The sequence below is a fragment of the Actinotignum urematis genome (genome assembly GCF_051264595.1).
Taxonomy (GTDB): Bacteria; Actinomycetota; Actinomycetes; order Actinomycetales; family Actinomycetaceae; genus Actinotignum; species Actinotignum timonense_A.
This window is the reverse complement of record NZ_JBOZBG010000022.1, coordinates 16,186-35,557: the sequence shown is the minus strand read 5'-3', so window position 1 is coordinate 35,557 and position 19,372 is coordinate 16,186. Positions and strand designations below refer to the sequence as shown.

Sequence of the window (19,372 nt, the reverse complement as noted above, 5' to 3'; positions counted from 1 at the left end):
AGTTCGATGGTTTAACGATTGTGGAACATCGTCAAGCGGTTTTAAGCGATAATGTCCAATAAACAGTCCGCAGCCCCCTCTGAGTTTGCACTACGCACCCCCGACCGTCCGGAATTTGCACTATGTTTACCCCGGACTCGGTGACGAGCTTTCATCGCGAACAAAGTGTACGTGGGTGACAGTTTTTCCCTGTTTTATTGTCAGGGGCGTACATTCTGCGGCCGGTGCGGTTCAGAATGCCCATTTTGTTGCCTCGCTGGAGCATCGTCGCGCCGCGGCCGGCGGGGGCGAGGTGTGTTTTCCCAGGGTGTACTGCCGATGTCGTACATGCGAAGTACACCCCGGAAAACACATGGCCCCTCCCTAGGGGCTGGTGTGATTCCTGATCGCGCGGGCTACTGGCTGATGGTGGTGTCCTGCGGGCGGAACACGGCATTCACCCAGGGGAAGACCCACTCGAACAGCGCGAAAACAATCGCGGCGATGATGATGAGGGCCTCGATGACCTTCAGCCACGTCGGGCCGGGCAGGTGCCGCCAAATAAATCCGTACATTACGTGCTCCGTTTCTTCTTCATGTATGTCTGTTAGTACCGGGGGTAGTCAGGTTCGTGGGTGTTCGTGGACCAATGTCACGCGGGCAAGTTCCACGAAGCGCCAGCCCCGCACCGCACCGGCCGCCTACTTCACCAGCTCCGCCGGGGCGCCCTCGGCGGCGTCGACCCAATGATCGAGGGTGGCGTAGGTGATCCAGCGGTCGCTGGACACAAAGGGCGGATGGCAGGTGGTGATGGTGAGGATGCGCTGCGTGGGTGCCTCTTCCGGATGATTCGGCACCGGGGCCAGCACGCCGACCTGCGTGGGCGGCACCACCTCGTGCTCGCCCACCTTGTACACGTAGTAGGCGTTCTTGGTTTGCACGATGATCGGGTCGCCGGGCTGGAGCTCGGGCACATCGCGCATGGCCGCGCCGTAGGTCTGCCGGTGCGCGGTGATCGCGTAATTGCCGACCTCACCCACGTACTGGGTATCCGGGTAATGCCCGAAGCTCCCGGTATCCACCACGGCCTCCAGGTCCACGCCGTATTTGACGGTGTAGCGCCAGTCAGCACCGAAGCGCGGGATATAAATAATGCCTTCCAGGTCCCCGGTGCGATTCACGTGGTCCGCGGCCGGCGGGGCATCCGTGCGCGGGGTCCCCACCTTGGTGGCCCCCCGCGGATCGCCCCACTGCTTGTTGACGTTCTCGATCTGCTGGGCCTGATCGCGGTTCGCGCCCAGGTCAGTCCAGTACACCTGCCACACAATAAAGAGGCCCACCACGATTCCCGCGGTAATGAGCAGCTCGCCAATCACGCCGATAATCGCGTTGAGGATGCCGCCGCGGCGCCGCGCGGGCGCGGCCGGCCGGGTTGCGGTGAGGGTGGCGGTGGCGGCCTGTGCGGGAAGCTGCGCCGTCGTACCAACACCGGTTGCACCTGCGCCGGCGGTAGCCGGACGGTAGCGCCCCACAGCTTCGTGCCGCGGAGCGCGAGCAGCGTTTCCTTCCGCCGCACGCCGCCCCGCACGGCGCCCTCGTTCGGGCTGCTGTTCGCGCATAGTATCACCTTCCACTGCCACCGAATTCGTACTAGAAACAGAATAGTGGTTCCGGCTCGAAAAATGCGGTGAGATAACTCCCCTCATTTTTTACGACGACGCCGCCCCGCGCCCGCGCGCCACTCGCGAGCGCCCGCGCACATGGCCACGCGCCGGCTTTTGTGAAAAAATACCAGAGGAATCGGGCGATATGGTGCGCCACCGGGCGCGCTACTTCGTTAGGCTTAGGGGCGGAAGGATCCGCGGAAGGTAGAACATGACAGATCAACAGTACGACGAACCCGAACTTTCGGAAGCCGCCGGCAGCGCTGCCCCGGCTCGGAAGTCGCGCAAGAGCGCTGCGCCCTCGGCGAAGGATGTGCGCCGCCCCGGCACCAAGCGCGATATCGAGGCGCAGGCCAGCCGGGAAAAGGAAGCGGCTAAGCGCTCCCATAAGGTCGCGCAGAAGGATCGCCGCTCGCCGAGCTGGTGGGCGCCGGTGATGTGCACGCTCATGATTATCGGGCTCATCGTGGTGGTGCTGGCCTACGTGACCGGCGGCCGTTTCCCCATTCCGGGGTGGAATAACGGCAATCTTTTCCTCGGCTTCGGGTTTATGATCGTGGGCTTCCTCATGACAATGGGGTGGAAGTAGCCGATGGGGAAAGCAGTGAAGCGGGTCGGTATCCTCACTGCCGGCGGTGACGCCCCCGGGCTCAATGCCGCCATCCGCGGTTTCGGGAAAGCCGCGATGGGGAAATACGGTATGGAGCTGGTGGGATACCGCAACGGTATTACCGGGCTTGTTAATAACCGCTATATGCCGCTGGATTCGGATTCCCTGGCCGGGATTTTGACGCAGGGCGGCACCATGCTGGGGACTTCGCGCGATAAGGTCCATAAGTTCCCGGACGGCAACGGCGGGTACGTGGATATGATCCCGCAGATCGCCCAGAACCTCGAAGATGAGCATATCGACGCGCTGGTGTGTATCGGCGGGGGCGGTACCGCGAAGAACGCGAACCGGCTGGCGCAGGCCGGGCTGCCGGTGATCCACCTGCCGAAGACCATCGATAACGACATTATGCACACGGACACCAGCTTCGGTTTTTCGACGGCGCTGTCCATCGCCACCGATGCTATTGACCGGCTTCATTCCACCGCCCACTCCCATCACCGCATTATCGTGGTGGAGCTTATGGGGCATCGCGCCGGGTGGCTGACGCTGGGCGCCGGGATTGCCGGGGGTGCCGATATTATTCTCATCCCGGAGATTCCCTATTCGATTGAGTCGTGCGCGGCGTCGATCCGGCGGCGGGCAGAGAACGGGCGGCCTTTCTCCGTGGTGGCCGTGGCCGAGGGCGCGCATTCGATTCCGGTGGCCGCGCAGCTGGCTGCCGCGAACGACCTGGTGCGCCACGCCCCCACCCCGGAGGCGAAGGAGGCGGCGAAGAGCCACCGGCGTTCCATTGAGGAAAACGAGCGTGAATCGACGTTCCTGGTGGCGCAGCAACTGGAGGAAGCCACCGGGCTGGAAGCGCGCGTGACGATCCTCGGCTACGTGCAGCGCGGGGGTATTCCCGACGCCGCAGACCGGCTGCTGGGAACCGTGCTGGGAAGTGCAGCTGCCGATGTGGTGGCGCACGGGAAATCCGGCGTGATGATCGCCTCGCAGAACGGGCAGGCCGTGCCGGTGCCGCTGGAGGACGTGGCCGGGAAGGACAAGTTGGTCCCGGTGGATCACCCCTGGGTGGCCGCGGCGCGCGCCGTCGGCACCAGCCTGGGTGAGGCGCTCTAAGCGGCGCCCCTTGCGTGGCTGACCACGCCGGCGTGACTTACTTTCTGGCGTGGCTGATCGCCGAATTGGCGTGATTCGACATAAACGTGGGCCGGAAGTTCGGAAATTATCCGAGCTTCCGGCCCACGTTGCATTGTGCGAGGCGGTGGCTAGCCGCTAGCGCCAGCCGGCGCTACGCGGGCGAACTTAGCGCCGCACGTTCGTGCTTAGCGCCGCACCGCCGGAGTATCGGTTCCGTTGCCGTCCCAATCACCCACGTACAGTTCGTCGCTCACGCGCCCGTAGCTGAGAACGGAATCGGCGTTCCCGGCACCCAGCGAGTTCTTGACGTAGATGGTGTTGCCGCGGCGCACCGCAAAGGTATCGCGGCCATCGCCGTCGAAATCACCCAGGATGGTGGCATCGCCAGCCCGGCCGTAGGCGAATACATGGTCCGCGATTCCCGAAGCGATGTGGTTCTTCACGAAGTAAGTGCTCCCGCGGCGCACGGCGAAGGTATCGATGCCGTCGCCGTTGAAGTCACCGGCGTACACGGTGTCTCCGTAGCGGCCGTAGTTAATAACCTGATCCGCGTTCCCGCTGTGGAGGGAATTGAGGACGTAGAAGGTATTACCCCGCCGCACGGCGAAGGTATCGCGTCCATCGCCGTCGAAATCACCCACGAGGATCTCATCGCCCACGCGCCCGTAGCTGAAGGCAATATCAGCGGCACCGCCATCCACGGAGTTCTTCACGTAGATCATGTTTCCGCGGCGCACCGCGAAGGTATCCGTGCCATCCCCGTTCCAATCGCCGACGAGCACTTCATCGCGCGCCCGGCCGTAGGAGAACACCGAGGAAGCCTGCGTGGATGTCCAGTCATTCGATACGTAGAAAACGTTGCCTGTATCGGCCGGACGCACCGGAACCGGGGTACTGATTCGGTTCACCCGCTCCTGAGCGCGCAGCACCTCAGCTTCGGCCTTGGCGAGCTTGGTGATGAGATCACCGGCTTCGGCAAGTTTGGCATCAACCTCTTGGAAACGCGCCACGGCCTTTTCCCAGGCCTTTTTGGTTTCCGGGAGATTCTTCTTTGCCTTGACCGCGCCGTCATATTCGGGCTTCACAACGACATAGACGAGGCGAGCAGTTTCAAGTTGAGAACGAGCGGCATCGAGCTTGGCCCGCGCGGCCGGGTCTTCCTTGCCGGCGTTCGCGCGCTGGAAAGCGTCCTGTGCTTCCACCACCGCGCGGCGGGCTTCAGGGGTCCCGTGGGTCATATTTTCCCGCGCGCTGCCGATGTATCCGTCCAGGCGAGCCAGGTACTCCGCGGTGGTGTATCCGGGCAGGTAGCTCTGGCTAAACCGATCCCCACGCCCGAATGTATTGCCAAAGAAGTACGTGGGATGCGCATCGTAATCCGCGATGGCGAAGCCGGTCACCACATATTCCGACTGAATAATATTGAGGTAGTGCCCAATCTTCGGATAATCGCGCACGCCCCGGTCATACTCCGCTTTCTCCTGGTCATACCACATGGTGAAGGGATCCCCGCTGCGGCTGGGCATGGCGGCGATATTCTCGCCGTAATTGAAACCACCCACGTGATCGAAGAAGCCACCGTGCACATTCACATTGGCATTGACCTGGGCGCGAGCCATAAGAGCGGAGGAGATCTTGAGCGGGGCGAGCCCGTGGCGTGCCCGCAGCTCATTGAGCTTATTCACGCGCTGAATTGAGTCGCGCATGAGGTCCAGATTGGTGGCATCCCCGGGCTGCCCGAAGCGGGTATATTGCGGAATCGGAACGTCGTTGATGGTATCCGTTTCAGAAAACACTTCGACCGCGGCAGTATCCCCCATGGCCTCGAAGAATCCGAGCGATCCGCGATTCCAGCGGGCCTGAGCTTCCCGCTTGGAGGCTTCGAGGGCAGCATTCGCGCTATCCATCTGCCGTTGCGCCGCGGCCACGGCCGCCGGATCGGGCTGGGTAGCTGCATCGTATTCTACCTGGGCCTGGTCAAATGCACGCTGCGCTGCCGCCAGTTTGGCAACGGCGTCATCGTATTTCTTCTTGATTTTATCAAAGTCTTCGACCGCAAGCTTTTCTGGGACATAGCGCCCTTCCCAGGTGCTGCGCTCCATATCAGCCTTGGCCCATTCCTGCGCGAGCTCGCGCGCTTCGGCCACGTCAATTCCCTTGGCTTCCAATTCAGCGACGACCGCATCGCGATCTTGAATCGCTTTCGCCAGGCACGCCCGCAGCTGCTCCGGTGACATCATCCCCGCATTGCAGACCAGCCGAGCTGGCTCATTCGGGGTGGTGGCCGGCAGGGCGTGGACTGCCAGCGGGGCGAGAAGCGTTCCCGCCAACATGAGTGCTGTTGTGCGCATATATGTCTCCTTCGATCAGCGCTATGCTCCCAGGTAATTTTCAGAATATATGCATACACATTCAAAAATAAGTGACCCTGCGCACTGTCGCGAAGTCGCCGGGGCACGGCCCAGTGCACCACCCGGCCTACTCGCCGGAACGCGCTTACGCCCGGGCCAGCACAGCCCGGCGCGCACACCCAGCTCAGCGCCCCGTTATCCCCAGCCGGGGATAACCCTGTGGATAATTACATCGATGTTATTTGGGTGCGGATTGCGAGGTGGCGGCGTCGTCGTAAAAAGAAAGAACGATGGCGCAGCTTGGCGTGCCCCTACCGGTACCCGAAGAAAATCGCGGCCACCAGGAATGCCGCGCCGAGCAGCAGCACCGCAATATCGCGGGCGGTGAGCGCGCGGGACACGTGGCGCCGGCGCGAAATCACGGCCATAAGCAGCGCGCCCATGAGGAGCCCGCCCACGTGGGACTGCCAAGAAATATTGGTGCCGGGCAGGAAACTGATCGCGAGGTTGATGGCGATGACCACGGCCATTTGGGTGAAGCTGCCGCCGAAACGCCGCAGCACCACGAACATCGCCGCGAAAATGCCGAAGACGGCGCCGGATGCGCCGACGGTGCCGGTGTAGTAGTCGATGTCGGTGGAGACAGTGTAGAGGACCATGACGTTGCCGGCCACCGCGCTGAGCAGGTACAACCCCAGGAAACGCCACCAGCCGACCATGCGCTCAAGCACCGAACCGATCAGCCACAGCGCATACATATTGAAAAGCAGATGCGTGAAGCCGGCGTGCATGAAGGTGGAGGAGATGAAGCGGTAGGGCTCCTCGTGGGCGATGCCGGGGGCGAAAATGAGGACTTGCCCCACGCGGGCGTCGAGCCATTGGGCCAGCAAAACCGCCACATTCACCACGATCAGCGTGATGGTGACATAGGGGACGGGTTTGCGGATCTGAAGACGGCGCTTCTTGGGAACGTTGTGCACTTTCGGCCTCTCTGCGCGGTCATCCCGCTCGACAACTCTGAATCAAGCGTACCGGACGGCGCGCGGGTGTGACCGGGTGGGCGGGACTGGATAGGGGCGGAACCGGGTGTAGCCCGCGAGCTCTCAACTTAACACTCAACTCAACACTCATGTATGTGAGTGTTAAGTTGAGTGTTGGGATGAGTGTTGAGTGAGTGTTCCGGCAGAATCAGGCCGCGAGCGCAACTAAGCACCAGGTTGAGCGAGGCGGTAACGCTGCTTCGGACTTGTTTTAGGCTCGGTGCGCTGCACCTGCCCCTCGGTCACCAGGGTATTGAGCACCGCCCGGGTGCCGCCCAGGCTGATCCCGGCAGCGCCCGCGAGTTCGCGACTGGTCGCGCTGGCGTGGGTGCGCAGATATTCAAGAACGCGCTCACGCGAGGACGTTCCCGCCGCGGCGCCCTGTTCCGCGGGGGTCATGCGGCGACGCTCGAAGGTGAGGCTGAAACTATCCAACCGGTCGACGGGCCGCGCCGGCGGAAGCATTTCCCGCTCCAGCTGGGTCATAATTTCCTGGTAGCCGCTCCCCCGGTTTTCCGCCACAAAACCGCCCTCCTCGAAAGGCGTGGATTCCAGCAGCCGCGCCAGGAATTGGTTGCGCGTGGAGGACAGCCCGGTTGTGCCCAGGGAATCGATAGTGACCGTGCCGAACAGGCCGCCCGGATTGATCACTTCCAAACGATCCGCGTAAAGGTTCAACTGCACCTGGGTGCCGCGCGCCACCGGAGAATAATCGCGATGCATAAGCGCATTCGTGAGCGCCTCGCGCACCGCAACGAGCGGATAATCAACCAGGTCATGCCGGAAAGCACCGCGGACCACGCCACCCACCCGCATATTTTTTGCGACGACGCCGACACCGTCGGCCACCAGGGCGGGAATGGGACCCGCCAGCGTCCCCGAGTCCAGATGCCGCTGCCCGGAAAGCGACGAAGCTTTGGTTGATCCCGGGTACACCGCGTAGGTAACCGTGAGACGGGGGAAGAATTCCTGGGGATACGTGCCTAAGCAGAGCAGGCCAGCCAGAGTGGGATGGCGCTGCCCATCCGGGCCGGTGCCGATAATGCGCAGTTGTTCCATCGCGGTTTCATCCGGGAGTTTCCCGAAAATGCGCGGGTGGTTGAGGCATTCGCGCTCCAGGACCGCGTGGAGGAGGTCTGGGTCTAGGGAATCGAGGCCGGCTTCTTCGACCAGGTCGGTATCCCAATGCGGCTGCGTTTTGTTTTCCAGGAGGCGGTCAATTTCGTAGGCGGAAAGTTTGCGGTCCCCATCGCCGGTGCGGATATAGGAGCCCCCGTAGACGTTGCGGGTGGTGACATAGCAGGGTTTATCGCGCGGCTGGAGCGGCGGGATCACGGCCATGACCAGCGTGGTGTCTCCGTCAGCGCTGTCTCCATAGGGAACCATGGCGATATCCGCGCGGACCGGTGGCGTGAGGCTATCGCTGCACACCCCCGCGAGCGCATCGTAAATCCGCGCTGCCGGGAACTTAGGAACCGGCGTGAAGCCGCGGGCCTCATCAAGTCCAAGAACAATCAATCCGCCCGATCCGTTGCTAAATGCCGAGAGAGTCTCCACGATACTTTTCGGCAAACCGTGGGCGGCCGCTTTCACTTCGATGTGCTGAGAATCGCGCCCTTGCTGGCGAAAACCCTCAATAAGGCGGCCTGTTTCCTCGCTTGTTGTGGGGATGCGCATAGCGCCATCCTACGAGCTCTCAACTTAACACTCAACTCAACACTCATGTATGTGAGTGTTAAGTTGAGTGTTGGGATGAGTGTTGAGTGAGTGTTCCGGCACGCGGCCGGTAGAGCGTCCGGTAGAGCGGCAGGAGGCGCGGCCCGCAACGCGGCAGGAAGAGCACACAAAAGCGGGGCGGTACCCGAGTACCACCCCGCTTGCAGAGTTATGAAGTTATGCAGTTATGCGGACAGCTTCGCGCTTGACACGCGCTTGATCTCTCGCGCAGCCCGTTGCTTAGTCAATAACCTCGACGGAGGAAATCACCACGTCATTGAGCGGACGATCGTTCCCGCCGGTGGGAACCGCGGCGATCTTATCCACAACCTTGACGGATTCTTCATCGGCAACCTTCCCGAAGATGGTGTGCTTGCCGAGCAGCCACGGGGTGGGAGCCACGGTGATGAAGAACTGCGAACCGTTGGTGCCCTTGCCGAAGCGAGTCCCGGCATTGGCCATGGCCAGCACGTAGGGGGCGTCAAAGTTGAGGCCGGGAGCGATTTCGTCGTCGAACGTATAACCGGGACCACCGGTGCCGTTACCGAGCGGATCCCCGCCCTGAATCATGAAACCGGAGATCACGCGGTGGAAGATCGTTCCGTTGTACAGCGGATCGGTCGAAGCCTGACCGGTGGCGGGATTGGTCCATTCGCGTTCACCGCGAGCTAGTCCGGTGAAATTAGCGACCGTTTCGGGCGCTTCGTTCGGGAAGAGTTCGACGCGAATATCGCCTTCGCTTGTGTGAAAAATTGCTTCCATGCGCTCAAGTCTCGCACACCTCATGGTTTTATGCCACGCGAAAAGCAAACGTGATTCACGTGACAAATGCGGGACGAAAAGTGAAACAATAGAGGGGTACTCAATCGCAGGAGAATTCTGTGGTTCAACGGTAGGAGGTCAACGATGGCTTGTGGACGAAGCCGCGCGGACAAGCGGGCCAAGAAAGCGCAGCGGGAGGTTGACGCCATTATGGCGAAAATCGATGAGCTACGCGGCCAGGCCGAACGCACCGCGAAGAAAGCCCAGCTCAAGGGGAAGCGGAATCAGAAGAAGTGGGAGCACAAGGCGAAGAGCGCCGCGTCTGATTTCCAGGATTACGCGAAGCAGGCCGGCGAACGCCTGAGCGATTACGCCAATCAGGGTTACGAATGGGCGGCACCACGCGCCCAGGAGCTGGCCGAAAAGGCGAAGCCGTACGTGGAGCAGGCGAAGGCCGTGGGCAACGATCTTGCGGAGAAGGCCAAGCCCTACGTGGAGCAAGCCCGCGATAATGCTTCGGAGTTCGTGGAGAACGTCCGCAATGATTACCTCCCGCGCGCCCAGCGTGCCCTGCATGCCGCGGCGGAGGCAGCCAAGGGTGAGGGAACGGTGGCCGAACGCGGTCAGAAGATCGCGCGGGTGGCCTCGCGTGAGATTCAGACTCCCGAACCGGTGAAGAAGTCCCGCGGGAAGGGCCGGGTTTTCGGCACCATCGCGCTGGTTGGCGGCCTCGGAGTTGCGGTCTACTACCTGTGGAAGCGCTCGCAGCCCACGGAGGATCCCTGGGCGGAAGCCTACTGGGAAGATGTGGACGGCGTGAAGGCTCCCGTGGAAGATGCGGAAGATTCCGTGCAGGCCGGTGCTGAGGAAGTTGCGGAAACTGCGGAAGATGTTGTGAACGACGCCGCAAGCGCAGCTGGCGACGTGGCCGATAAGGCCAAGCGTGCTGGCTCCCGGGCTGAAGATGCCGTCAAGGAACGCGCGCACGAGGCCAAGGATGCGGCGGAGGATGTTGCGGATAAGGCCAAGGAAGCCGCGCAGCACGCCGCTGACCAGGCCAAGGACATCGTCGAAGATATTGCGGAGAAGTAGAGCTGGCGTGGAGGGCTCACACCTTCGCGAAAACTAGAGCGGCGGTAGCGGCGGCAGCCGCAGTAGCGAGCGCGGCTCGGGCATCGAACGGCCCGGGCCGCGCTCTTTTATATCTGCTTTGTGTTCGCAGGTGCTGTGAGTCAGCTAATCCGAGCCCCGCTATTCTCCGGCCAGCAGCTCCTTGACCCGCGGGATCACCTCGGTGCCGAAGAGCTCAATGGAGGAAAGGTTCTGCTCGTGGGGCTGCGAGCCGTAGGAGACCTTGAGGTCGTAGCGGGTGGCGCCAAGTTCGCGCATGCCGGTGGCGATTTTGCGGGCCACTGTTTCCGGTGAACCCACTGCCAGCGCCCCGTTCTTCACCTCGTAAAGGTACGCCTCCCGCGAGGGTGGGCGCCAGCCGCGCTCCCGCCCGAGCCGGGAATTCGTTTCCACGTAGAAGTCGAAGAAGTCAGCCACGGCTTCCTCATCGGTGCGAGCAACATAACCGTAGGAGTGGTAGCCGACTTCAGCTGCGCCGTCGTTCCCGAACTGCTCCCAGGCGCGCCGGTACAGATCCGTGAACGGAACAAAACGCGAGGTGGGGCCGCCAATAATGGCGAGCATGAGCGGGAGTTTGTAATGCGCGGCGCGCACCACCGATTCCGGGCTGCCGCCCACGGCGACCCAGGTGGGCAGCGGGCCGTGTTCGAGCGGCGGGTAGAGGGTGACGGCGCGCAGCGCCTGCGTGTGCGGGCCGCCTTTCCAGGTGACAGGTTGGCCGTTGTGGGCGAGCAATTCGGTGAGCAGGGAGAGTTTTTCGTTGAAGAGATCTTCGTAATCGGCCAGGTCGTAGCCGTATAGCGGGAACGATTCAGTGAAGGAGCCGCGGCCCACCATGAGTTCGGCGCGGCCGTTGGAGAGGGCGTCCACGGTGGCGAAGCGTTCGACCACGCGGACCGGATCGTCCGAGCTGAGGACGGTGACGGCGGAGGAGAGGCGGATGTGCTGGGTGCGCGCGGCAATCGCGGCGAGGACCACATCGGGGGCGGGGATCGCGTAATCGTCGCGATGGTGTTCACCGATATTGAAGATGTCGACGCCGACCTCTTCGGCGCGCACCGCTTCGGCCACCACATTGCGCACCACCTGGGCGTGGCTGAGCTTGGTGCCAGAGGCATCTGCGGTGACGTCGCCAAAAGTATCGATTCCGAAGGTGTAGGTCATATCAGGTCCTTTCGAGGGCCGGGTGAGAGCCGGTGGCGCGGGGGCCGGGGCGCGAGGTACCGGTGGCACGCGACTAACCAGTAGCGCAAGCCACCGGTCTGAGCTTAGCCACAGCACGAGCCGGAGTCACCCACTGATTGAACTCTACACTACTTGACCGAAGAGTGCTCCGATGCCGAAGGTGAGGGCGAGGCCGAGGGTGCCGCCCACGGCGGTGCGGATGGTGGGGCGCAGCGGTGGGACTTGGCCGATCCAGGCGGCGATCCAGCCGGTGAGCGCCAGCGCAGCCACGGTGACCACGAAGCAAATCGGGGCGATGGCGCCGAGTGGGGCGAGCAAGCTGGCGGCGAAGGGAACCGCGCCACCGGCGAGGAAGGAAAAGAAGGAGGAGAAGGCTGCACCGAAGGGGGAGACGACGTCGTTTTCTGTGGCAGGTTCACCCACCCCGACACTCCGGCATGCCACATCCGCACGGCGTGCCACATCTACGCGCCGCCGCAGCGCGTCGAGTTCGGCATCGCGCTGGGAGGAGACGGAAATGTATTCACCCAGGGCCATAGATACCGCTCCGCCGATGAGGGCAGCGAGCCCGGCCAGTAAAATCGCGGTACTTGAGGCCCGCGCACCACCCATCGCGATGACCACTGCAGCCACGGAGACGATACCGTCATTCGCGCCGAGCACCCCGGCCCGCAGCCGATTCATGGCCTCAGCTCCCAGCACTCCCGGGATACCGGGAGCGGTATCGCTGGCATCTGCGCGACACGTGTCGCCATGCTTCAATTCACATGCTTCAATAGCACACTTCCCCATAACAATTCCCTCCGCTTGTTTTACCGTTATAGCCATTGTTATGCGGGAATTGTGGAAAAGATAGGAAGGTCAGGCTACGCTCACGTGGATATAATGTGTTTTATTTTCGAGCGGTCTGGGGTGGGCGCCGCTGCCGGAATACGGCGTGGTGCGCTGCCCGCGGGAATACTTCGCCGCGGGCTTTCCGTTCTTTCTTCATGAACACCACTGCGCAGAACGACCGCGACCTGATCGGCCTGCTGGGCGCGGGCAAGCTTGGCACCGCTATCGGACGCTTGGCCGCGGAGGCGAGTTTCCCGTTGGCGGTGAGCGTGCGCCCGGGTAATCCGCTCTACGATCTCACGTTGCCGACCTTGCTGCCGACCGCTCGCCTGGTTCCGTTCGAGGAGCTTGCCCGCACCGCGGATATTCTTATTCTGGCGCTGCCGCAGCCTGCGCTCGCTTCGATTGATTTGAGCGGGGTGCGCGGCATTGTTGTTGATGCCACGAATGCTTGGAAGGCTACCGATGGAGCCTCAGATACCAGCACCACGCCCACCCAAAACACCACCGCCGCGCTGCAAGCGCGTTATCCGGAGCTGGCTATTATCAAGAGTCTCAATCATGCGGGGTATACGGAGTTGAGCGCGGAGGCCCGCCCGCATGGAGCGCCGGGGCGGCGCACGGTAGCCGTTGCGGGGGACGACGCCGCCGCACGTTCCCGAGTGGCTGCTTTTATTGATGCGATTGGTTTTGATCCGGTGGAGCTTAGCTCCGAGCACGCTGCGCTACTGGAACCGGGTGGCGTGGCTTTCGGGCAACGCCTGGAGCTGGCCGATTGGCCAGCAAATATCGTGGCAACCCGCCACTAGATCTACCCCGAAACCCGCCGCCACGGATACGACCGAACTCCTCCGGCGAATCCTGGAACTCAGCGCGCCTAGGGGCGCACACCCACGTCGACAAGGGGCGGGGTGCCGGTAGCTGCGCCGTCGTACACAAGGTAGTAGGTGTAGTTCGCTAAGCCATTCTCAACGGCCGGGTTGTCCGCGGAAAAGACGCACAGGATATCGGTGGGGCGCGGTTCGATATTGCCTTCGCCGGGCACCTGTGCGTCAAAGCGGTCGGTTTCTCTTAGGTACCCGCCGGTATCTTTCACGCGCCCGCCGCTCACGGTGGTGCTCAGCGGTTCGCGCGCATTGCATCCGCGGAAAACGGGGTGTGCTGCGGCGGAAGCGGTGCGCTGTTCTTCATCCGTGAGGCGTGGATCGCCGGTGAGTTCGGGGAGCAGATCTTCCCATTCCGAGCCTGCCGCGGCGAGGACTTGCCGGTCAGCCTGCGCACGCTCTTCGGTGGGTGCGGTCACGGAATGCCCGCCGTCGAACTGGAAGGAAACCTCCCCGGTTTGCACGAATTCGGAACCGTTCCACACGAAATTCACGGTGGTGGAATGCGGCGGATACGCGCGTTCCATTGCCCGCGTTACGCCGCCGACCGGCGTATAGGAGGTGTACGTGATGCGCGCCTGGCCGGCCTCAAATTCCATGGAACTCACGTTGAAAGACCACAGGCCGTCGTCATCTTGGGCGATGCGGGTGCCGCGAATTTTTTCGCCATCATCGTGGGTGCGGTTCCCGATGGCGGAAACGAGCCTGAGGTTCGCGTCGTAAATCCCGATGGTACCGATGGCCGGGTCCCCCACCCCGCAGGACATCGCGACCGCGCGATATTCCACACCTTCGAGCACGAGCGGCTCGGTGAGGTGAATGGTTCCCGGCTGCATCCCCGTTTCGCGATCCGGAAGAATCTTCCCGTGCGCCACGGTTACGGGCGCGGGCGGGTTGCGTTTGCTGTAACACACATCCGGAAGTATGTACGTGCCGTTGCGCATTTCTTTATCCGTGGGGCCGGGCGCCGGCGCGGGGCTAGTTTCCGCCGCGATAGTGGGCGACGACGCCGCACCTGCCGCTCTGCCCGCCTCAGCCGATACCGTTGCGGTAGCCGCGGGGCCAGCCGCTGGGGTTGAGGAAGTTCGCCCGTTGAACCACCACCAGAGCCCACCAGCCACGCCAAGTACAAGCACCAGAAATGCCGCAATCAGGGACGTGCGGGTGGCACGGCTGCGGGGTTCTTGCCGAGTTAGGGCTCCATTGTCGCTCATGCCATCAGTTTACCGGGCGGCTACGACACGATTTTTGGCCGCGACGAGTGGTCACCACCAAAGTCACTCAGTGGAAAATTCGAAGGGGTCTTTTTTAACCACACCTCATAAGCGCAAAGTAGCTTAGGATGATGGAAGTAACCGTCTGAAAATCCCAGGAGAATTCGTGAAACGTCCCCCCAGTATCCGCGAAGTTGCGCAGCTGGCAGGCGTTTCCTTGGGAACGGCATCTAATGTCCTCAATCATCCCGAAAGAGTGTCCACCGCTACCCGGAAGAAGGTGGAAGCAGCGATTGATGAATTGGGATTTATCCCTTCGGAAGCCGGACGACGTTTGCGCCGAGTGGATTCTAAACTTGTGGGAGTTATTGTTTTCGACGTTGCCAATCCGTTCTTCTCGGAAGCAGCAAGCGCGATCGAAGCTTATCTAGCCCAGTTTTCTTGTTTCCCCGTCATTGGTTCAACTGGCGGGGATCCTACACGGGAAGCGGATCTTCTTCGATTACTCCTCGGGCAAGAGGTGCGCGGCATTATTCTCACACCCTCATCTGGAGCAGCGGAGAGTCTCAAACTCCTGTCCTCACGGCGTATTCCTGTTGTGCTTTTTGATCATCCAGCCTTGGAAGACGGGATGAGCGCGGTGTCAGTTGATGACACTCGCGGCGCAGAAATCGCTATCGAGCACCTGCACAGCTTAGGTCATCGACACATCGGATTTATTAATGGATCTGCTCGGGTACGCCAGGCTCAGGCTCGACGCGTAGGAGTAGAGCGTTCGGCGCGTGCTTCGCATAATGAACTCACCCTCACGGAAGTACACGCCGCTCGCTTCGATGCCGCCAGTGGTGAAAAGGCTATGCATGAGCTGTTGACATCTCATCCCGAAATAACAGGGGTCTTTTGTGCGAATGATTCCTTAGCCATCGGCGCTATGCGAGCTGCACGCCAACGGAATCTAGGTATTCCGCAGGATATATCGATTGTTGGTTTTGACGATATTGATGTGGCGCGAGAACTTATTACACCCCTCACTACAGTCCGCCAGCCGATGACAGAACTAGGAACCACAGCGGCGCAATTACTTCTGGAACAGCCGGCACATGCTCAAGATATTGCATTTGTCCCGGAGCTTATTGTTCGCGAATCAACCGCGCCACCGCGGTCCTGGCGTATATAGCTTTAGTACAGCGAGGTTTGTACCCCAAAATCGGCTATAACGGCACGAAGTTCGTCTTCTGTGAGTCCCTCGCCGGAATTACCCATCGTGCGGTTGCGATATTCATACATGGCACCAGCTTCGGCATATTCCATCTTGTCCACCGCATCGAGAGCACCGGTATCGGAGCGCACCATAATGCCGTGCTTAGACCACACGACGATGCGATGATCCTTCAACGCCGCAACGTTATTTTCCTGCAATTCATTCGATCCGGGAACCATAAATTCCAGTACAGCGACACCATCGGGAAGCTGAACAATCGTTTCGGGTTCCCAGCGCAGAATTGCGTGATTGAAATCCTTCGTGTTCCGCAATTCCTTAATATGAGAGAGCGCAACCAAATAAGGGGGCTGTGCGTGGATAAGTACCTGGAAAGGAACCTGCCGATCCCGTACCTGGCTTTCGTGTACCGCTAGATGCGAGTTGAATTCGCTTGTTGGTTTCGTGAACTGTCGCTCGGGATGCGTCCACCACGTCCCGGTTGCCCCTCCTTCGTCGATAACAAAAGCGGATACCGCGGCGAGGGGATTTACTTCAATTTCCCGCAGTCGCACCCCGGATCCCGTGACAAATACCGTGTGACCTGCCAAACCCCGCACCGACCACGGGAGTGAAACTCCGGCGGTTTTCTCGGGAAAAACACTATCGAGGGGAAGTTGTTCCCGGGTAGCAACAGAAATATTTCCCGCACCTGCTTCGCATGCTGCGAGATGATCAAGGCGGGCACCCGCTTCGCCCATCTGAGTGAAAATATCAGAGATTGTTAGAGCGCTCATGCGCTGCTCCTTTCATCAAGAGTTCGCCATGACTGGCAAGGGAAGGGATAGGGGCTTCTGCGCCCCACAACGACTTAGAGGAAATGATGGGTGAATACCCTCCTTTCCGCCGAGCGCCATTCCTCCACAGAGCTTTCTGGTTCAAAATGAATGAGGTCGAAAGAAGACCGCACGATGTTACGCAGTTCGGAAAGGTCCTCACCTACATCCCCGTGAGCACGAGCCTGAATAAGAAGGTTTCCGGTTGCCGTTGCCTCCACGGGCCCAGCGGTTACCGGACATCCACAAGCATCCGCCGTAAGTTGGCACAATAGCGTATTTTTGATACCTCCCCCCACCATGGTCACCGAAGATATATCGACATTCGCGAGGGCCGCGGCTTCCTTTACCGCACGGGCATGGGCAAGAGCCAGAGAATCCACCACGCAACGAGCAATTTCCGCGGGAGTTTCCGGAACGGGCTGATCACTAAGCTGAGCCAGCTCTTGAATTCGCTGGCACATATCACCCGGATGGGTAAAAACGGGATGGTTAATATCGATGACGGTACGCAGAGCCGGAGCCGAACGTGCTGCCTCACTTAACTTATCCACCGTGAGATCCGGGTGGTACTCGCGTAGCTGCGCGAGACATCCATTGAACACCCACATACCCATAATGTTCTTGAGGTAGCGAACCGTTCCATCGACACCCAGTTCATTCGTGAAATTAGCCTTGCGCGAGGCTTCTGTTACGACAGGAGAATCCAGTTCTACTCCCACCAGCGACCAGGTACCGCAAGAAATATACGCGCTCCTCTCAATGAGAGGAGCGGCAATAACCGCCGATGCAGTATCGTGGCTCGCCACGTTAATGATGCGAGCTGGACTAGCTGTTGTTCCGAGCTGCGCCACGTCCTGATTGAGGTATCCCAAGCAGTTCCCGGCCTGCACCAGATCAGGAAGTTTTACGCCTAGATCCTGACCCACCGCCTTCCCCATCCGTTCGATCACACTGGAGTTCCACGTGCGATGCACCGGATCGATAAGGCCCGTTGTCGACGCATTTGTTAGTTCCGCCGCCATCACACCGCACAAAAGAAAATTCAGCAGATCGGGAAGAAGGAGGATCTTTTCAGCAACAGCTAACTCCGCCCGTCGAGCTTCATTCTTTCCGTCGGCTAGAAGTTGAAAAATTGTGTTGAAAGTTTGCATTTGCAAACCTGTAACCTGGTACAGCTCTTGCGCACCCACAGTGCGAACAAACTCCCCGGCAACGCCTTCGGTGCGTTGGTCGCGATATGAGCGGATCGCGCCGAGGACTTCACCCTCAGCAACGAAACCATAATCAACACCCCAGGTGTCTACACCGATAGATGCCACATCGGTGTTTTCTAGAGTGCGGAGCGCCAACACTGTCTTCTGCCATAATCGTGGAAGATCCCAGTGAATAGCTGGCACTCTCCCTGTATCGCTAAGCGGCCTCGCTCCTGCTGCGTCGTCGTGTTTCCCGTAACGCGGGAACTGGATCGGCGCATGCGAGAAACGGGCAATTTCCCGGCTCTGCACAACCGAATCAACCACCCGTCCCGCAACAACGCGACCGGATGAGGCACCTAAATCAACAGCAACTAGCGCACCCATCATGCGTACCTTATTCTTTCCTCCTCGCCTCAGTATCTTTAAGCACCCCAACTCATGGCAGTGCCACCGGTGCGTTCGGAACGAATCTTGTCCAGATATCCGGACTCCTGGAATGCTTCGTAGGGCCGCGCGGGCAATCCACGCTCCTCTCGCCATTCTTCGAGCAAGGGGCGAACATCGGTCGAGAAAGCGTCCATAAGAACCCTGTTCCCGGCAAGCACATCATCGCTGCACTGTGCGGCAGCGAGTTCCTCCGGATCAATGAGAAGAGCCTTTGCTACTGCTTCCTGCACATTGGTTGCAGACAGAATCTCACCCGGAATTTTCTCCTCGAGATTGTGGCATTGATCCAGCATAAAGTTGACCTCCGCTGCCGGATCAAAACCGCCCCCGGAAACGATCTCCCACACGATACGGAAAAGCTGGAAAGGATCCGCTGCTCCAACAATGAGATCATCATCAGCGTAGAAACGGGAATTAAAATCAAAAGCACCAAGGCGCCCGCGCCGCAAAAGTTGCGCCACGATAAATTCGATATTTGTTCCCGGAGCGTGGTGCCCCGTATCAAGCACCACCTTCGCACGTTCACCCAGGTCAACACAGTGAACCAGAGCTGTGCCCCAGTCAGGAACATCCGTGTGATAGAAAGCCGGCTCGAAGAATTTATATTCGAGTACCAGGCGCTGATCCTCATCCAATTCGTTGTAAATACGTTGCAACGACTCAGCGAGGCGGTCTTGGCGAGCCCGGATGGAATCCTGGCCCGGATAGTTCGTTCCGTCTGCTAGCCAAATCTTTAAATCCCGTGAACCTGTTTGCCGCATAATATCGATGCAGGCAATGTGATGCGCAATCGCTTTCTCGCGTACCTTCGGATCCGGATTGCATAGCGATCCCAGCTTGTAGTCCTCGTCCTGGAATACATTCGAATTGATCGTCCCAAGCTCCACACCTTCACTTTCCGCAAAGGCCCGCAACTCAGAGAAATCATCGACCATATCCCAGGGAATATGGAGAGAGACCCACGGGGTCACTCCGGTCATCTTGTGAACCTGCGCCGCATCCGCAATTTTTTCAAAAGGCGTACGGGGAGTTCCCGCGGTTCCAAATACCCTGAATCTTGTTCCGGAATTTCCAAAAGCCCACGAGGGCAACTCAATAGAGAGCTGATCCAGAATAGCGCGACTACCCGCGGTCATATTATCGAGATGTAGCATGTCTACCTTTCCAACGCCTTAAGCG

General features: G+C 60.3%; 17 protein-coding genes. 5 read left to right on the top strand and 12 right to left on the bottom strand.

Annotation, left to right across the window (positions count from 1 at the left end):
• Nucleotides 1–395 precede the first annotated feature (395 nt).
• Both ACRQDJ_RS08475 and ACRQDJ_RS08470 read right to left on the bottom strand, forming a co-directional pair.
• Nucleotides 396–554 carry a hypothetical protein gene (locus tag ACRQDJ_RS08475; RefSeq protein ID WP_169719563.1) on the bottom strand — a complete coding sequence of 53 codons (159 nt, stop codon included), beginning with the start codon at nucleotides 552–554 and terminating at the stop codon, nucleotides 396–398.
• Between the two features lie 126 nt (nucleotides 555–680).
• The gene (locus ACRQDJ_RS08470; protein WP_284897267.1) at nucleotides 681–1,598 is read right to left on the bottom strand and encodes a class E sortase; all 918 of its coding nucleotides are present in this window, start codon (nucleotides 1,596–1,598) and stop codon (nucleotides 681–683) included.
• A gap of 256 nt (nucleotides 1,599–1,854) precedes the next feature.
• On the opposite strand from ACRQDJ_RS08470, the gene ACRQDJ_RS08465 reads away from it, so the two are divergent.
• Nucleotides 1,855–2,232 (top strand): cell division protein CrgA, encoded by a 378-nt coding sequence (locus ACRQDJ_RS08465; protein WP_026428941.1) that lies wholly within the window; start codon nucleotides 1,855–1,857, stop codon nucleotides 2,230–2,232.
• A 3-nt stretch (nucleotides 2,233–2,235) separates the two neighbouring features.
• Nucleotides 2,236–3,375, top strand: a complete 1,140-nt coding sequence (locus ACRQDJ_RS08460; RefSeq protein ID WP_026428940.1) for a 6-phosphofructokinase — start codon at nucleotides 2,236–2,238, stop codon at nucleotides 3,373–3,375.
• Between the two features lie 206 nt (nucleotides 3,376–3,581).
• On the opposite strand, the gene ACRQDJ_RS08455 is transcribed toward ACRQDJ_RS08460, so the two are convergent.
• From ACRQDJ_RS08455 to ACRQDJ_RS08440, 4 genes are all read right to left on the bottom strand, one after another.
• Nucleotides 3,582–5,747: a CAP domain-containing protein gene (locus ACRQDJ_RS08455; RefSeq protein ID WP_284897270.1), complete on the bottom strand. Its 2,166-nt coding sequence runs from the start codon at nucleotides 5,745–5,747 to the stop codon at nucleotides 3,582–3,584.
• Nucleotides 5,748–6,058: 311 nt separating this feature from the next.
• A complete protein-coding gene (locus ACRQDJ_RS08450) occupies nucleotides 6,059–6,727 on the bottom strand; it encodes a rhomboid family intramembrane serine protease (RefSeq protein ID WP_435717989.1) in 669 nt (222 codons plus the stop codon).
• A gap of 225 nt (nucleotides 6,728–6,952) precedes the next feature.
• Nucleotides 6,953–8,464, bottom strand: coding sequence for an ATP-binding protein (locus tag ACRQDJ_RS08445; RefSeq protein WP_435710971.1), 1,512 nt, complete (start codon nucleotides 8,462–8,464; stop codon nucleotides 6,953–6,955).
• A gap of 279 nt (nucleotides 8,465–8,743) precedes the next feature.
• The gene (locus ACRQDJ_RS08440; RefSeq protein ID WP_087070133.1) at nucleotides 8,744–9,265 is read right to left on the bottom strand and encodes a peptidylprolyl isomerase; all 522 of its coding nucleotides are present in this window, start codon (nucleotides 9,263–9,265) and stop codon (nucleotides 8,744–8,746) included.
• Nucleotides 9,266–9,409: 144 nt separating this feature from the next.
• Between ACRQDJ_RS08440 and ACRQDJ_RS08435 the strand changes: the two genes are divergently transcribed.
• Nucleotides 9,410–10,357, top strand: a complete 948-nt coding sequence (locus ACRQDJ_RS08435) for a hypothetical protein (RefSeq protein WP_284903906.1) — start codon at nucleotides 9,410–9,412, stop codon at nucleotides 10,355–10,357.
• Nucleotides 10,358–10,516: 159 nt separating this feature from the next.
• Here the strand turns inward: ACRQDJ_RS08435 and ACRQDJ_RS08430 are convergent, their stop codons facing one another.
• Nucleotides 10,517–11,560, bottom strand: a complete 1,044-nt coding sequence (locus ACRQDJ_RS08430) for an LLM class flavin-dependent oxidoreductase (protein WP_284883206.1) — start codon at nucleotides 11,558–11,560, stop codon at nucleotides 10,517–10,519.
• Nucleotides 11,561–11,704: 144 nt separating this feature from the next.
• Nucleotides 11,705–12,373 (bottom strand): VIT1/CCC1 transporter family protein, encoded by a 669-nt coding sequence (locus ACRQDJ_RS08425; protein WP_284903907.1) that lies wholly within the window; start codon nucleotides 12,371–12,373, stop codon nucleotides 11,705–11,707.
• 197 nt (nucleotides 12,374–12,570) lie between these two features.
• On the opposite strand from ACRQDJ_RS08425, the gene ACRQDJ_RS08420 reads away from it, so the two are divergent.
• The gene (locus ACRQDJ_RS08420) at nucleotides 12,571–13,224 is read left to right on the top strand and encodes an NADPH-dependent F420 reductase (RefSeq protein ID WP_284903908.1); all 654 of its coding nucleotides are present in this window, start codon (nucleotides 12,571–12,573) and stop codon (nucleotides 13,222–13,224) included.
• Between the two features lie 68 nt (nucleotides 13,225–13,292).
• Here the strand turns inward: ACRQDJ_RS08420 and ACRQDJ_RS08415 are convergent, their stop codons facing one another.
• Complete coding sequence (locus tag ACRQDJ_RS08415; RefSeq protein ID WP_284903910.1) at nucleotides 13,293–14,213, bottom strand: hypothetical protein; 921 nt, start codon at nucleotides 14,211–14,213, stop codon at nucleotides 13,293–13,295.
• A 466-nt stretch (nucleotides 14,214–14,679) separates the two neighbouring features.
• Between ACRQDJ_RS08415 and ACRQDJ_RS08410 the strand changes: the two genes are divergently transcribed.
• Nucleotides 14,680–15,690 (top strand): LacI family DNA-binding transcriptional regulator, encoded by a 1,011-nt coding sequence (locus ACRQDJ_RS08410; protein ID WP_284903912.1) that lies wholly within the window; start codon nucleotides 14,680–14,682, stop codon nucleotides 15,688–15,690.
• A gap of 2 nt (nucleotides 15,691–15,692) precedes the next feature.
• On the opposite strand, the gene ACRQDJ_RS08405 is transcribed toward ACRQDJ_RS08410, so the two are convergent.
• The 3 genes from ACRQDJ_RS08405 to rhaI all read right to left on the bottom strand — a co-directional run bounded on the left by ACRQDJ_RS08405 (nucleotide 15,693) and on the right by rhaI (nucleotide 19,347).
• Nucleotides 15,693–16,508, bottom strand: a complete 816-nt coding sequence (locus ACRQDJ_RS08405) for a class II aldolase/adducin family protein (protein WP_284903914.1) — start codon at nucleotides 16,506–16,508, stop codon at nucleotides 15,693–15,695.
• Nucleotides 16,509–16,582: 74 nt separating this feature from the next.
• Nucleotides 16,583–18,133 carry a rhamnulokinase gene (locus tag ACRQDJ_RS08400; RefSeq protein ID WP_284903915.1) on the bottom strand — a complete coding sequence of 517 codons (1,551 nt, stop codon included), beginning with the start codon at nucleotides 18,131–18,133 and terminating at the stop codon, nucleotides 16,583–16,585.
• A 35-nt stretch (nucleotides 18,134–18,168) separates the two neighbouring features.
• Nucleotides 18,169–19,347, bottom strand: a complete 1,179-nt coding sequence (gene rhaI, locus ACRQDJ_RS08395) for an L-rhamnose isomerase (protein WP_284903917.1) — start codon at nucleotides 19,345–19,347, stop codon at nucleotides 18,169–18,171.
• Between the last annotated feature and the right edge of the window lie 25 nt (nucleotides 19,348–19,372).

Bases quoted from the DNA above. Each gene is read 5' to 3' on its own strand.
- ACRQDJ_RS08475 (WP_169719563.1), bottom strand. From the start codon at position 554: ATGTACGGATTTATTTGGCGGCACCTGCCCGGCCCGACGTGGCTGAAG.
- ACRQDJ_RS08470 (WP_284897267.1), bottom strand. From the start codon at position 1,598: ATGCGCGAACAGCAGCCCGAACGAGGGCGCCGTGCGGGGCGGCGTGCG.
- ACRQDJ_RS08465 (WP_026428941.1), top strand. From the start codon at position 1,855: ATGACAGATCAACAGTACGACGAACCCGAACTTTCGGAAGCCGCCGGC.
- ACRQDJ_RS08460 (WP_026428940.1), top strand. From the start codon at position 2,236: ATGGGGAAAGCAGTGAAGCGGGTCGGTATCCTCACTGCCGGCGGTGAC.
- ACRQDJ_RS08455 (WP_284897270.1), bottom strand. From the start codon at position 5,747: ATGCGCACAACAGCACTCATGTTGGCGGGAACGCTTCTCGCCCCGCTG.
- ACRQDJ_RS08445 (WP_435710971.1), bottom strand. From the start codon at position 8,464: ATGCGCATCCCCACAACAAGCGAGGAAACAGGCCGCCTTATTGAGGGT.
- ACRQDJ_RS08440 (WP_087070133.1), bottom strand. From the start codon at position 9,265: ATGGAAGCAATTTTTCACACAAGCGAAGGCGATATTCGCGTCGAACTC.
- ACRQDJ_RS08435 (WP_284903906.1), top strand. From the start codon at position 9,410: ATGGCTTGTGGACGAAGCCGCGCGGACAAGCGGGCCAAGAAAGCGCAG.
- ACRQDJ_RS08430 (WP_284883206.1), bottom strand. From the start codon at position 11,560: ATGACCTACACCTTCGGAATCGATACTTTTGGCGACGTCACCGCAGAT.
- ACRQDJ_RS08425 (WP_284903907.1), bottom strand. From the start codon at position 12,373: ATGGGGAAGTGTGCTATTGAAGCATGTGAATTGAAGCATGGCGACACG.
- ACRQDJ_RS08420 (WP_284903908.1), top strand. From the start codon at position 12,571: ATGAACACCACTGCGCAGAACGACCGCGACCTGATCGGCCTGCTGGGC.
- ACRQDJ_RS08405 (WP_284903914.1), bottom strand. From the start codon at position 16,508: ATGAGCGCTCTAACAATCTCTGATATTTTCACTCAGATGGGCGAAGCG.
- ACRQDJ_RS08400 (WP_284903915.1), bottom strand. From the start codon at position 18,133: ATGATGGGTGCGCTAGTTGCTGTTGATTTAGGTGCCTCATCCGGTCGC.
- rhaI (WP_284903917.1), bottom strand. From the start codon at position 19,347: ATGCTACATCTCGATAATATGACCGCGGGTAGTCGCGCTATTCTGGAT.